The organism is Arthrobacter sp. D3-16, assembly GCF_054408515.1.
Map to the genome: position 1 here is coordinate 3,399,271 of NZ_CP096437.1, position 13,358 is coordinate 3,412,628.

Consider the following 13,358-nt stretch of genomic DNA (forward strand, 5'->3'; position numbering starts at 1 on the left):
ATGGCGGCAACACCCAAAGCGTCGCTCTCCCCGGGGGACCTCGCGCACATCGACGGACAGCTGGCCGCCACTGACCGGCTGCTGGAGCAGAACTACCCGGGCGACGACGGCTCCCGCCAGCCCGTCCACACGGTGTATGTGCCCGCTGACCGGTTCACGCCGTCGTTCGCTGCTGACTGGGGAGCGGAGGCACAGTCCACCGTTGCCGCGCACGGTGGTTATGGGAAGCTCGGCGCCCTGCTGGGCCAGGAGCCCGGCCTCGCGGAGGCCGTTGCCCCGCGCGTCGAAGCCAAGCTGGCGAGTGAGCCCATCGAGGACCTGCGCCTCGACTTCGAGGACGGCTTCGGGGACAGGGGCGACGACGCCGAGGACGCCGCCGCTGTCGCCGCGGCCTCCGCAGTGGCCGCCGCCGTCGCCGCCGGCTCCGCTCCCCCGTTCATCGGCATCCGTTTCAAGTGCTTCGAGGCACCTACCCGGGCCCGCGGGCTGCGGACCCTGGACCTGTTCGTTTCCAACCTGGCCGCCGCCGGCGAACTGCCGGAAGGGCTGGTCCTGACCCTGCCCAAGGTCACCACTGTGGCGCAGGTCCAGGCCATGGACTATGCCGTGTCACGGCTGGAGGACATCCACGGGCTGCCTGCCGGACGGCTGCGGTTCGAGGTCCAGGTGGAAACACCGCAGCTGATCCTCGGCCCCGAGGGGACGTCCCCCGTGGCCCAGCTGCCGCACGCCGTCCCGGGCCGGATCAGCGGCCTGCACTACGGCACGTACGACTACTCGGCGTCGCTCCAGATTTCCGCGGAGTACCAGTCCATGGAGCACCCGGTGGCCGACTTAGCCAAGGAGGTCATGCAGCTGGCAGTTGCAGGCACGGGGATCCGCCTTTCGGACGGGTCCACCAACATCATCCCGGTGGGCGACAACGTCGAAAACGCCTGGCAGCTGCACGGCCGCCTGGTCCGGCGGTCGCTGGAACGCGGCTATTACCAGGGCTGGGACCTGCACCCGGCCCAGCTGCCCAGCCGCTTCGCGGCCACCTACGCCTTTTACCGGCAGGGCCTTCCGGCCGCCGCTGCACGCCTGCGCAACTACGTGGAGCAGACGGCAGGCGGCGTGATGGACGAGCCCGCCACCGCCCGGGCGCTGGCCGCGTTCGTGCTGCGCGGCGTCCAGTGCGGCGCCGTCGGTGCGGATGAAGTGCAGGCGCTGGCCGCCGTCGGACTCCCCCAGCTGACTGCACTGGCGCACCCGAGGCTCACCACCACTTCCAACTCCTAACTAAGGAATTCTTCCATGGGCAAGTACTACTCCCCCACCGGCGGACTGCCGCCGCAGACCCACCTGACCACCGAGCGGGCCATCGTCACCGAGGCGTACACGGTGATCCCGAAGGGCGTCATGACGGACATCGTCACGTCCAACCTGCCGGGCTTTTCGAACACCCGCTCCTGGATCATCGCCCGCCCCATCTCGGGATTCGCCACCACATTCTCGCAGCTGATCGTGGAAATCGGCCCGGGTGGCGGTGCCCCCAAGGCAGAATTCGAGTCCGGCGTCGAAGGTGTCATTTTTGTCACCCGCGGCAAGGTGAACCTCACCCTCGACGGCGAACTGCACCAGCTGGAGGAAGGCGGCTACGCCTACCTGGCTGCCGGTTCCGAGTGGGGGTTGGAGAACGTTTCCCACGACGTCGTGTCCTTCCACTGGATCCGCAAGGCCTACGAACGCCTTGAGGGCTACGAGGCCAAGTCCTTCGTCACCAACGAAAAGGACGTGCAGCCCACGTCGATGCCGGACACCAACGACGCCTGGAAGACCACCCGCTTCACGGACTCCAACGACCTGGCGCACGACATGCAGGTGAACATCGTGACGTTCCAGCCCGGCGGCGTCATCCCGTTCCCCGAAACCCATGTGATGGAGCACGGCCTGTACGTCCTGGAGGGCAAGGCCATGTACCTGCTGAACAACGACTGGGTGGAGGTTGAGGCCGGCGACTTTATGTGGCTGCGTGCCTTCTGCCCGCAGGCCTGCTACGCCGGCGGCCCGGGCGAGTTCCGCTACCTGCTCTATAAGGACATGAACCGGCAGGTCCGCCTCACCTAATCACCCTACTCAACGGGGAAGCGGGAAGTGCCGTGGTGGAGCATCACCACGGCCTCCCGCTTCAGGTGGTTCAGGGGTTCAGGGGTTCAGGGGTTCAGCACAACCTTGATGCAGCCGTCTTCCTTCTTCTGGAACTTTTCGTACAGCGCCGGCGCGCCTTCCAGCCCCGAGCGGTGGGTGACCAGATCCATCACACCGAGCGGATCGACGTCGTCCTCCACCAGGGGAAGCAGGTCATCAGTCCAGCGCCGCACGTTGCACTGCCCCATCCGCACCTGGAGCTGCTTGTCGAACATGGTGAGCATGGGCATCGGACTGGCCTGGCCGCCGTAGACCCCGCTCAGCGAGACGGTCCCGCCGCGCCGGACGGCGTCGATGGAGGTGTGCAGTGCTGCCAACCGGTCAACACCGCCAGTCTCCATGGCCTTCTGCGCAAGCTTGTCGGGCAGGAGGCCCAGCGCCTGGTGGGCGAAGCCGGCAACCGGGGAACCATGCGCTTCCATGCCGACGGCGTCCACCACCGCGTCCGGGCCCCTGCCGGCGGTCATCTCCCGCAGCTGGTCGGCCACGTCGTTTCCGTAATCGAGCGTTTCGATGCCGTGCCGAGCCGCCATCTCGCGCCGCTCGGGCACCGGGTCCACACCGATGACCCGCAGCCCGCGCTGCACGCCAATCCGTCCGGAGAACTGGCCCACCGGCCCCAGTCCGAACACGGCCAGGGTGCCGCCGGCCGGAGTGTCGGCGTACTCCACGGCCTGCCAGGCCGTCGGAAGGATGTCCGACAGGAAGAGGTAGCGCTCATCCGGGAGCTCGGTTGCCACCTTCACCGGGCCGTAGTCGGCGTGGGGGACGCGCAGGTACTCGGCCTGCCCGCCCGGAACGGAACCGTACAGTTCCGAATAGCCAAAGAGCGCAGCGCCGGAGCCCTTGTCCTTGACCTGGGTAGTTTCGCACTGGGACTGGAGGCCCTGGGCGCACATGTAGCACCGGCCGCAGGCGATGTTGAACGGGACCACCACCCGGTCGCCCTTGCGGAGGTTGGTGACGGCGCTTCCCACCTCCTCCACGATGCCCATTGGTTCGTGGCCGATCACGTCGCCCTTATGCATGTACGGCCCCAGCACTTCGTACAGGTGCAGGTCCGATCCGCAGATCGCGGTGGAGGTGATCCGGATAATGGCGTCCGTGGGCTCCTGGATGACGGGATCGGGTACCTCTTCCACACTTACCGACCGTTTTCCTTGCCATGTCAGTGCTTTCACAATTCACCTTTCCCGAAGTTCTTTCGCTGCAGTGGGGCTCACGCCCATCCTTCGACGCTATCGGCTGGCGGGGTAAAAAGTAAGCAACCTGACTAAAATCCTTGTCGTTCTGCCTTCGTGCTCCTAGCGTAGGAAGAGCTACAGCAGCAGACCCGCAGAAGTGAAAGAGGAACGTTATGTCGCTCTACCAGCCCGAACCGGTCGAAATCTCCACACGTATGCGGCCCGGAGAGTGGACGGAAGAGAGCCTGGAGCAGCTGGTGGGCACCTACCGCGAGCGGATCATGGAGATGGGGGCCAGCGCGGCAGACGTGGTCACGGACGTTGACCGGGGCGACGACGGCTCGGTGCGGGTGGCGGTTTCCTGGGCCAAGCCGGCGAACCAGGGTGACGAAGACTCCGTTGCCGGCGGCCAGGTCCTCTAGCACGGCATAAAAAGTCCGACGGCGGATGGTGCGGCCGCGGCCAAGCCGGCGTCGGGAGCCGGAGCCAGGAGTTGCGTCAGGTGTTGGGTCAGGAGTTGCGTCAGGAATTAGGAGCCAGCGAGAGCAACCGGCCGATGGCGCTTGATGTCAGGTTCTCGAGCAGGTCGCGCGGCCCCTCGTAGACCTCCACGGCGCCAGCGTCACGGAGCTCGCCGGCGTTGACTCCGCCGCAGGTAACGGCGATCGCTGGAATGCCCAGCGCCGCCGCGGCCTTCATGTCCCACACCGCGTCCCCCACGAAGACGGCGTTGGCCGCTTCCACGCCGATGGCCTCCAGCGCCGCCACGAGGATGTCCGGGGCAGGCTTGCTGTCCTTGGCGTCATTGGCGCTGGTGGCGGCATCGATAAAGGCGTCGGCATCCAGGGTGGCCTTCATGACCTGCAGATCCTGCTTGCGCGCGGAGGAGGCAAGGGCAACGGCGAGTCCCGCAACATGGCACTGGGCCAGCAGGTCCTTGGCGCCGTCGAAGGAACGCAGCGCCGGCCAGTGCGAGGCGTACAGGGCCCCATGGCTGGCCATGATGTCAGGATCTAGGGAACGGTCCCGGCTTGCCGGCAGGAGGCTGTCCACCAGGCGGTCGCCGCCCATGCCCACAAAGTGGTGGATGGATGCCATCGGAATGTCGTAACCCTGTTGCCGGAAGGCGCCCCACCAGGAGATGGTGTGGATGTACGACGAATCGATCAAGGTGCCGTCAACATCAAAAAGGATCCCCTGCCGGCGCCCGCCGTCAGGGGACCCGGCAGCCTGCAGGGCCATCAACTGACCGCTGCCCGTTTGGCCCCTGGAGTTCTCCTGGCCAGGGCAGCCTCCTCCTTGGCCGTATTCACCGGACGTACGCGCTCACGGATCACCGTGCCTGCGCCGTCGTGGCTCTTGTCCCTAATGAGGCCCGTCCCGGCGATCTCCCGCGCCATTGCCACGCCGGCAACAGCCGCCCTCTTCGTGGGAAAGGTCACCGAGATGGCCATCAGGTTCCCGGTTCCGTCCATCATCCTGATCCTGTAGCCGCCGTCAGGCGCGTCCACGAGCTCAAAATACCCGGCCATTTGCAATCACTCCTCCGTCAGTCACCGCACCGTGCTTACTGGGAGCACTCCATGAGGTGTTAGTAAGTATACTTATCTATTCTGCGAAGGAGAAGTCGCACCGTTGGACGCGCCGCCTCAGCGCGCTTCCGCCGTCTCCGGCGGAATAGGGGTGTCACTGCGCCGAACCGTATCCTGATGCAGCTCCAAAGCGCTAGTCACAAGCGCGAAGTGGCTGAAGGCCTGGGGTGTATTGCCCAGCTGCCGGCCGGCCCGTACGCCCCATTCCTCACTCAGCAGCCCCACGTCGTTGCGCAGGTCAAGGAGGCGCTCAAAGAGTTCCCGGGATTCCTCGTGGCGGCCCGCGCCCAGCAGCGCCTCCACCAGCCAGAACGAACAGGCCAGGAAGACGCCCTCATCACCCGGCAGGCCGTCGTCGCTCACGGCGGGGCGGTACCGGAGCACAAAACCGTCCTCCGTCAGCTCCCGCTGGATGGCTTCAATGGTTCCGATAACACGGGGATCATCAGACGGCAGGAACCCCACCCGGGGAATCAGGAGCAGGCTGGCGTCCAGTTCCGGCCGCCCGTAGGACTGGACGAACGTGTTGCGGCGGGCGTCGAACCCGTTGGCCATCACGTCGCGGTGGATGGTGTCCCGCAGCTTTTCCCAGCGCTCCACCGGCCCGGGCAGTCCCGATTCGCGGACCCCCTTCACCATGCGGTCCGCTGCAACCCAGGCCATCACCTTCGAATGTGTGAAGTGGCGGCGCGGCCCGCGCATTTCCCAGAGCCCGTTGTCAGGCTGGTCCCAAATGGTTTCCAGATGCTCCATCAGTGCCACTTGGACGTCCCATGCCTCGTCCGAGTGCTTCAGCAGGGAGTTGCGCGTCAATGCCAGGCAGTCGAGCACCTCCCCCCACACGTCGAGCTGGAGCTGTTCGGCCGCACCGTTGCCGATGCGCACCGGGGACGAGTTTTCGTAACCCTTCAGCCAGGGCAGCTCCATCTCCGGCAGCCGGCGTTCGCCGTGAATGCCGTACATGATCTGCAGATCCGCGGGGTCACCGGCCACGGCCCGCAACAGCCAGTCCCGCCACGCGGCCGCTTCTGCGGTGTAACCGGCAGCCAGCAGCGCCTGGAGCGTCATGGTGGCATCGCGCAGCCAGCAGTAGCGGTAGTCCCAGTTGCGGGGGCCGCCGAGCTGTTCCGGCAGCGAGGTGGTGACTGCCGCCACGATCCCTCCGGTTGGGGCGTAGGTGAGGGCCTTCAGCGTCACGAGGGACCGGGCCACGGCATCCTGGTATTTGCCTTCCACCGTGCATTGCGAGGCCCAGCCACGCCAGAACGCAAAGGCGGTGCCCAGCACTTCTTCGGCGTCGACAGTATGCGGCCGCCCCACATGGCTGGGCGCCCACGTCAGGACAAAGGGGACCCGCTCCCCTGCGTTGACGGTGAATTCGCTGACGGTGTGCATGTTTTCGCCGTGAAGCGGGGCAGGGGTGACAAAGTAGACCGCGTCCGGGCCGGCGATGGCATGCAGGCCGTATGCGTCCCGGCGCACCCAAGGGATGATGTGGCCATAGTCGAAGCGGAGGGTCAGCTCACCGTGCATCCTTACGCTGCCGCTGACGCCTTCGACGATGCGGACAATGTCAGCCACCGAATCCCGCGGCGGCATGAAGTCGATGACCCGCACGGTGCCTTCCGGGGTGTCCCATTCGGTCTCCAGAATAAGGGTGCCGTCCCGGTAGCCCCGGCGGGTACAGGGGCCGCCGCTTACCGGCGCCAGGAGCCAGCGCCCTGCTTCGGGCGTGTCCAGCAGCGCGTTGAAACAGGCAGGGGAATCGAACCGGGGAAGGCACAGCCAGTCGATGGAGCCTTCCTTGTTGATCAAGGCCCCAGTATGGAGGTCACCGACAACCGCATAGTCTTCAATTCGCGCCATGCCTTTACCCTGCCACAGCAAGCCCCGAAGTGGACCGGGTACAGGGGTGTAGCCTCAAAAGCAACGGCGGCACTGACCCGGAGGCACCCATGGCAATCCATATCGGCACCTCCGGATGGAGCTACAACCACTGGGAGAACGTCCTCTACCCGCCCAAGCTGCCGGTCAAGGACAGGCTCCAGCACTACGTGGCCCGGTTCCGAACCGTCGAACTCAATGCCAGCTTCTACCGCTGGCCCCGGGACACGACATTTGCCGGCTGGAACCAGCGGCTGCCGCCCGGCTTCAGCATGTCCGTCAAGGCCCCCCGCGGCCTGACCCACGCCCGGAAGCTGTACGAGCCCGAGGTCTGGCTGGAGCGGATTACGCGGTGCTGGCACGAGCTCGGAGATAAGCGGGCGGTCCTCCTGGTCCAGCTGCCGCCCGGCATGGAGCGCGACGACGCCCGGCTGCACTACTTCCTGGCCGCGGTCCCGGACTGGGTCCGTGTCACCGTGGAATTCCGGCACCCCAGCTGGGACTGCCCGGAGGTGTATGCCCTGCTGGAGCGGCACCAGGCTGCCTACTGCATCATGAGCGGCGCCAACCTGCCGTGCATCCTGCGCACCACCGCCCCCTTTGCCTACGTGCGGCTCCACGGGCCGGACCACGAGCACCTGTATGCCGGCTCCTATTCCGAAGCGGACCTTCAGTGGTGGGCGGAACGGATCCGGGAGTGGTCCGGCAACGGCTTGGACGTTTACGCCTATTTCAACAACGACGGCGAGGGCCACGCGGTGCGGAACGCCGAGACCCTGCGCGGGATCCTGGGCGAAGGCTGACGTCACAGACGTCTGCGGGGACCAGCAATCGCTTCCCCCGGCGCCGCCCTGTGGCAGAGTGGAACCATGGACACGGCTCCGAACAATTCGTCACAGAGAACAGCGCACACCCCGGTCCCGGACGCGCTCGAGGGAAACCAGGTGTTCCGGCTCGCGCACCGGATCTCGGACGCCGTTAATTCGGCGCGGATCCGGCTGGCCAAGCGCTGGAACTTTGTTCCCCAGACCATCGCGTACCAGGGCTACGGCTCCACCAGCCTGGTGCGTGTGCTGGGACGGGTCCTGCTCACGCAAAAGCCGCTGCCGGGGAGCAAAGCGGAACACGCGGCGCAGAACGGGAACCAGAACGTCCGCGGCTGGCGCGCCTTCACCAGCGTGCCGCTGCAGTTTACCGACGTCGAGATCACCATCGGCGATGTTGTCACCCACGTCAAAGCGGACCGTGGCGGACTGATCGATACTGAGGTGGACGTCAAGCTTTCACCGGGCTGGCACACCGCCGTTCTCCGGGCGGAAGGCACGGAGCCCGTCGAGGCCAAGATCCGGGTGATTGCATCGGATGTGAAGTTCGGCATCGTCTCGGACATTGATGACACCGTGATGGTGACGGCCCTGCCCCGGCCGTTCCTTGCCCTCTGGAACACGTTTGTGCTGAGCGAACGGGCCCGCATGGCCACGCCGGGCATGGCGGTGCTGCTGGATCGGCTCACGGTCGAACACCCGGATGCGCCGGTGATCTACCTGTCCACGGGGCCCTGGAACGCGGCGCCGACGCTGGCCCGCTTCCTCACCCGCAACATGTATCCCTCCGGAGCCCTGCTGCTCACGGACTGGGGACTGACCCAGGACCGGTGGTTCCGCAGCGGCCAGGACCACAAACGCAGAAACCTGGACCGGCTGGCCAAGGAATTCCCGGATATGCGCTGGCTCCTTGTCGGCGACAACGGCCAGCACGATGAGGCGATCTACTCAAGCTTTGCCCAGGACAACCCGGACAAGGTTGCGGCCATCGCCATCCGGCAACTGTCCGTCAGTGAGTCCGTGTTCGCGGGCGGCCACTCGGAGGACGGAGACCACACCACGTCCAGGGTGCCGTGGATCTACTCGCCGGACGGTGCCGGGATAGCGAAGCAGCTCACCACGCTGGACCTTCTCTAGGCCCCGGCCCGGGACCGCGCGTCCCTGCCACCCCGCGCGGTCCCGGCCCCGAACCCCTGCAGCCGCAACTTCCTAGGCGCTGGCGCCCAAAGGCGACAGGCCGTCGTCGGGCGCCTCGGTATCAAGGACCTCAGGGGCCGCTGCCTGCGCGATGGCCGCCTCCGCCACGTTGACAAGGTCGCGCTCCTCGATGAGTTCCTGGTACCAGAAGTAGGAGGCCTTGGGAGTCCGCTCCAGGGTCTCGAAGTCCACGTGGAGCAGCCCGAAGGGCTGGTTGTAGCCGGCCGACCACTCGAAGTTGTCCAGGAGGGACCAGACGTAGTAGCCGCGGAGATCGATCGACTCGGCGTCACCGCCGGGAGCCGTGGCCCGCAGCGCCGCCTCAAGGTGGTCCGAGAGGTACTTCAGGCGCCGCTCATCCGGGATGAACCTGGTGTTGGTCGACTTGTCCCGGACGATGATGTCCTCGAAGCTCGCCCCGCCCTCAGTGAGGATGACGGGCGGGAGATTGGGGTACCGCTCGGCCATTTCCTTCAGGGCCACTCCCATATACTCCGGTTTCACCGGCCAGCCGTAGGACGTGATGTCCGCCTCCGGCCAGGTTTCCACATGGAAGGGGGTTCCGCCGCTGCCCGCCGCGCTGAGGTCGCTGCCCATGGCCTCGGCCATGCTCGCCGGCACAGCACCGGCGCCTGGCCCAACTGCCACCTTGGTGGGCATGTAGTAGTTGAGCCCGTAAAAATCGAGCGGCTGGGAAATGAGCTCCATGTCCTCCGCAGGGTGCTCGAAGGAGCTGAAGAACTTGGCCGCACGGATCAGGTCCGGATATTTTCCGGTCAGCACCGGGTCCGCGTAAAGACGGTTCTGGGCCAGGTCCATCAGGTTGGCGCTGATCCGGTCCAGCGGGTTGATGGAGTTCGGGACCATGGGCGAGTACACGTTGGTCATGCCGATTTCACCCGGGACGTTCGCGGCACGCAGGGCCTGCACGGCCAGGCCATGGCCCAGCAGCTGGTGATGGACTGTGGGGAAGGCGTTCAGGACGAGCTCCTTGCCCGGCGAGTGCAGGCCGAGCGAGTATCCGTTGGTGCTCACGGTGGCGGGCTCGTTGATGGTCACCCACCGGGCCACCCTGTCACCGAACTTCCCGGCGAGGATGGCGGCGTACTCCCCCAGGCGGTAGGCGGTGTCGCGGTTCATCCAGCCGCCGTCCTCATCCAGGGCCAGGGGCGTGTCCCAGTGGTAGATCGTGGCCATGGGTGAGATCCCGTTGGCGAGGAGTTCGTCCAGCAGGCGGTCGTAGAAGGCCAGGCCGGCGGGGTTTGCCGGGCCGCTGCCCGTGGGCTGGATGCGGGGCCAGGCGAACGAAAACCGGTACGAGTCCACACCCAGCTGCTTCATGAGCGCCACGTCCTGGGGCATGCGGTGGTAGTGGTCGCATGCCACGGCCGGGCTGTGGTCCTCCACGATGGCCCCGGGCTTGCGGGAAAACACGTCCCAGCCTGCAGGTCCGCGGCCGTCCTCATCCAGCGCGCCTTCGATCTGGAAGGCTGCGGTGGCCACGCCGAGCGTGAACCCCGGCGGGATGAGTGCGGCGAGGTCCCTGGCGGAAATGTGCATTAAATCAACCCTAACTACGGACAGGACGAGTACCCGCGCCAGTGCATCAACCGACGCGGGGTCAGGACCATATCCTTGCACGATTCCGTTGCTGCTGGTGAGCGTGCTGTCCGGGTCCGGGCATGGATGAAAGACCGGGGAAGTTCATCGGCAATGCTGCTGAACCGCCTGCGTGTTATTGGTCGCCGAACAGGAACTCCTTCGCGTGCGCCACGGCCTTGCGGAAGGCATCGTTCCGTAGCGTGACCAGGTGCTCCGTTTCGCCGTCGGCGGGTTCGAGGTAGCCGGTGTAACCGGGCCGCAGCACCCAGATGTCGCCCGCGGGCGGGAGGTAGAACACGCCGAAGGACCGTTGCTGCTTCTCGTCGTTCGTCCATACCGGCACCACGGCCAGCGCGGCGCCGGTTGCGGGGTTGATCCACTGGGCACGCGGCAAGGGCTCCTCATGCGCTTCCGGATCCAGGAACGGAGCGGTGCCCTGGCCCCACCGCTGTTCGAAGCGCTCGTGGAAGGCAGGCATCAGGTGTGAATCGTAGCGGCGCCAATCGCTCATACAGTTCTCCGCCTCTCGAAGGGGTGCCCGGGAGGGATGGCCCGGGCCAGCTACGGTGTGGGACAGGTGCAGTGGCAGCTAGGCCCAGGGGCCGCTTTCCCAATGCACGGGGGTAATCCGGATGGTATTCCCAGGCAGACCGGCCGGGTGCCGGACCTTGCGCACCGGGATGTCCGTCCCGGTGTGCTGCGCCGGTTCTGCGCGGGCTGCCGGTGTTGCCTTCCTTTCGCGGTCATACGCTGCCCGTCGGGCTGGATCGCGCAGGACGGCGAAAGCCTGCATGATCCGCAGCAGCTCAGCTTCGGGTGGCATGCCTCCCAAAGCATCGGTCTTCGGCGCCCCGCGCTGCACGCCCTCCTGCACCTCCGACGCCGCCCTTCCGCCATCCATGTCCGGGTGGTGGCTGCGCATCAGGGCCCGGTAGGCGCGTGCGATCTGCTGCTGGGTGGCGTCGTGCGGAATATGCAGGGTGGCGTAATAGTCCGGGGTTTGGCTCATGTCAGTCTTCCGGTTACAGCTGCAGTTCCGAATGGGAGCGCCGCAGGGCAACCAGGGGTTGCCCTGCGGCGCCCGCCACGGCCCTAGGTTCCGATCTGTTGCATCTGGCCCTGCGTCTCCACTTCGATCTTGCGCGGCTTGGCCTTTTCCGCCACGGGGATCCGAAGCGTCAGGACGCCTTGGTCGTAGCTGGCCTTGATGTTGTCCGTGTTCAGGGTGTCGCCAAGGATCAACTGGCGGCTGAAGACGCCGCGGGGACGCTCGGAGGCCACCAGCTCCACATTGGGCTGGGTGGGATCCTGGCGTTCCGCGCGGACCGTAAGGACGTTGCGCTCAACGTTCAGGTCCAGCGAATCGAGCTTGACGCCCGGAAGATCGAAGGCCACCACAAACTCACCGTCTTCCTGCCAGGCATCCATGGGCATGGCGGCCGGGCGGGCAGCGGTTCCAAAGACCTGCTGCGTGAGCCGGTCCAGCTCACGGAACGGGTCCGTGCGCATCAACATCATTTCCCACTCCTTCAGCTTTTTCAGATGTTGGGTCGGTGCCATATCCACCGCCATGATCTATGGTGGTGGATATAGATTTTTTATAGCACCCGTGGGAAACTGAAGCAAGACTCATCGAGAATTTTTGGAGACCTGATGGCAGAGCAGGAAGCAGGACGGGCGCCAGCGCCCGCGAAGGGCCGGGCTTTGTATGCCATCTCGGTGGCGGCGAAGCTGGCCGGCACCGGCCAGCAGAATATCCGCCTTTATGAGACGCGGGGCCTGCTGACGCCGTCGCGCACTTCCGGCGGCACACGGCAATACAGCGACGCGGACATTGCGGTACTGCTGCGCATCGGGGAGCTGCTGGACCAGGGCCTGAACCTCGCCGGCGTTGCCAAGGTGCTGGAGTTGGAGGAAGCCAATGTCAAACTTCACCGGGCCCTCAAGCGGGCGCGGTCCCGGCCGCCGGCCTGAAAGGCGCGACGGCGCCAAGTCGCCTCAGGCACGACGTCGGGCCGTTGCCCAGGACCCGACCGACCGGCCTTACTGGCACACCCGATACGTCCTCCCGGAGTTCAGTCGCCCGGCGCGTCCGCCTTGGACAGCTCGCCGGTGATCCGCTCGCCCGGAACCCTCGCCGTCCGCCACGTGTCCAGGGCTATCACCCCGCCCAGGATCACCAGGGACAACGAAAGCGACGCCAGGGCGTCGCTGAGCCAGTGGTACCCCAGGTACAGCCGGCTCAGCGCCGCCAGCACAATGCCCACGCCTGCCCCTACGAACCCGGCCACGGCAGCCCGCCGGTTGCTTCGCCGGGAGTAGATCAAAAAGGCACCCACCAACAGGAAGTCACAGGCGCCGAGGACGTGTCCGGACGGGAACGAAAAAGTGTGGTCGATGCCGAAGAGCATCTGGTCCACGGGAGGACGGGAACGCCGGACAATCTGGAGGATGATCTGCGAAATGATGACGCCTGTGACCATGGCCGAGGCCAACAGGATGGGACGCCAGGCGTGCTTTGCAGCGAAGCCCCAGGCGACAACGACCACCAGGACGATGATGGGCAGGGCAACCGGACCAAAGACAACGGCCAGGAAGATCATGACGACGGTGAGGGCCTGCGACCTCAGCCCGAGCAGCCAATCGCGCACGGGCCCGTCGGCGGCGGAGAGGCCATCGGCCTGCACCACGCTGATCAGAGTGGCGATGAAGAGCGCCACCCCCAGCGCCAGCAGAATGATCGACGCCCGGTACAGGGCCCGCCGGTCGTCCGGTTCCACATAGCGCTCCTCCACCACGAACTTGTCATGGAAGACCCGCCATCTGCTGGCCTTTTTCCCGGTGGCCCCGGAACCTGCTGATCGCCGCTGTGTCACTGCCATGCCCGT

The 13,358-nt window shown here is 66.1% G+C and carries 15 protein-coding genes; 6 read left to right on the plus strand and 9 right to left on the minus strand.

The window, feature by feature from the left end; genetic code table 11:
- Entirely contained in the window at positions 1-1,278 is a 1,278-nt protein-coding gene (locus M1D32_RS15825) for a DUF6986 family protein (RefSeq protein ID WP_458779568.1), read from the plus strand.
- A 15-nt stretch (positions 1,279-1,293) separates the two neighbouring features.
- Complete coding sequence (locus M1D32_RS15830; protein ID WP_458779569.1) at positions 1,294-2,106, plus strand: bifunctional allantoicase/(S)-ureidoglycine aminohydrolase; 813 nt, start codon at positions 1,294-1,296, stop codon at positions 2,104-2,106.
- Positions 2,107-2,192: 86 nt separating this feature from the next.
- On the opposite strand, the gene M1D32_RS15835 is transcribed toward M1D32_RS15830, so the two are convergent.
- Entirely contained in the window at positions 2,193-3,368 is a 1,176-nt protein-coding gene (locus M1D32_RS15835; protein WP_458779570.1) for a zinc-dependent alcohol dehydrogenase, read from the minus strand.
- A 176-nt stretch (positions 3,369-3,544) separates the two neighbouring features.
- Here M1D32_RS15835 and M1D32_RS15840 point away from each other — a divergent pair, with 176 nt between their 5' ends.
- Positions 3,545-3,793, plus strand: coding sequence for a hypothetical protein (locus tag M1D32_RS15840; RefSeq protein ID WP_458779571.1), 249 nt, complete (start codon positions 3,545-3,547; stop codon positions 3,791-3,793).
- 100 nt (positions 3,794-3,893) lie between these two features.
- Here the strand turns inward: M1D32_RS15840 and M1D32_RS15845 are convergent, their stop codons facing one another.
- From M1D32_RS15845 to M1D32_RS15855, 3 genes are all read right to left on the minus strand, one after another.
- Positions 3,894-4,613 (minus strand): HAD family hydrolase, encoded by a 720-nt coding sequence (locus M1D32_RS15845; protein WP_458779572.1) that lies wholly within the window; start codon positions 4,611-4,613, stop codon positions 3,894-3,896.
- The gene (locus M1D32_RS15850; protein ID WP_458779573.1) at positions 4,613-4,903 is read right to left on the minus strand and encodes a hypothetical protein; all 291 of its coding nucleotides are present in this window, start codon (positions 4,901-4,903) and stop codon (positions 4,613-4,615) included. Before M1D32_RS15850 ends, M1D32_RS15845 begins: the two co-directional genes overlap by 1 nt.
- Positions 4,904-5,020: 117 nt before the next feature.
- Positions 5,021-6,829 (minus strand): glycoside hydrolase family 15 protein, encoded by a 1,809-nt coding sequence (locus M1D32_RS15855; RefSeq protein WP_458779574.1) that lies wholly within the window; start codon positions 6,827-6,829, stop codon positions 5,021-5,023.
- A gap of 89 nt (positions 6,830-6,918) precedes the next feature.
- Here M1D32_RS15855 and M1D32_RS15860 point away from each other — a divergent pair, with 89 nt between their 5' ends.
- Positions 6,919-7,650 (plus strand): DUF72 domain-containing protein, encoded by a 732-nt coding sequence (locus tag M1D32_RS15860; protein ID WP_458779575.1) that lies wholly within the window; start codon positions 6,919-6,921, stop codon positions 7,648-7,650.
- Between the two features lie 66 nt (positions 7,651-7,716).
- A complete protein-coding gene (locus M1D32_RS15865; protein WP_458779576.1) occupies positions 7,717-8,808 on the plus strand; it encodes an App1 family protein in 1,092 nt (363 codons plus the stop codon).
- 72 nt (positions 8,809-8,880) lie between these two features.
- Here M1D32_RS15865 and M1D32_RS15870 read toward each other — a convergent pair whose 3' ends face one another.
- From M1D32_RS15870 to M1D32_RS15885, 4 genes are all read right to left on the minus strand, one after another.
- A complete protein-coding gene (locus tag M1D32_RS15870) occupies positions 8,881-10,428 on the minus strand; it encodes a glycoside hydrolase family 1 protein (protein WP_458779577.1) in 1,548 nt (515 codons plus the stop codon).
- Between the two features lie 175 nt (positions 10,429-10,603).
- The gene (locus M1D32_RS15875) at positions 10,604-10,981 is read right to left on the minus strand and encodes a hypothetical protein (protein ID WP_458779578.1); all 378 of its coding nucleotides are present in this window, start codon (positions 10,979-10,981) and stop codon (positions 10,604-10,606) included.
- Positions 10,982-11,059: 78 nt separating this feature from the next.
- Positions 11,060-11,479: a J domain-containing protein gene (locus M1D32_RS15880; RefSeq protein ID WP_458779579.1), complete on the minus strand. Its 420-nt coding sequence runs from the start codon at positions 11,477-11,479 to the stop codon at positions 11,060-11,062.
- Between the two features lie 83 nt (positions 11,480-11,562).
- The gene (locus tag M1D32_RS15885) at positions 11,563-11,985 is read right to left on the minus strand and encodes an Hsp20/alpha crystallin family protein (protein ID WP_458782211.1); all 423 of its coding nucleotides are present in this window, start codon (positions 11,983-11,985) and stop codon (positions 11,563-11,565) included.
- A 138-nt stretch (positions 11,986-12,123) separates the two neighbouring features.
- Between M1D32_RS15885 and M1D32_RS15890 the strand changes: the two genes are divergently transcribed.
- Complete coding sequence (locus M1D32_RS15890) at positions 12,124-12,444, plus strand: MerR family transcriptional regulator (protein WP_458779580.1); 321 nt, start codon at positions 12,124-12,126, stop codon at positions 12,442-12,444.
- Between the two features lie 101 nt (positions 12,445-12,545).
- Here M1D32_RS15890 and M1D32_RS15895 read toward each other — a convergent pair whose 3' ends face one another.
- A complete protein-coding gene (locus M1D32_RS15895; RefSeq protein WP_458779581.1) occupies positions 12,546-13,352 on the minus strand; it encodes a phosphatase PAP2 family protein in 807 nt (268 codons plus the stop codon).
- Positions 13,353-13,358 lie beyond the last annotated feature (6 nt).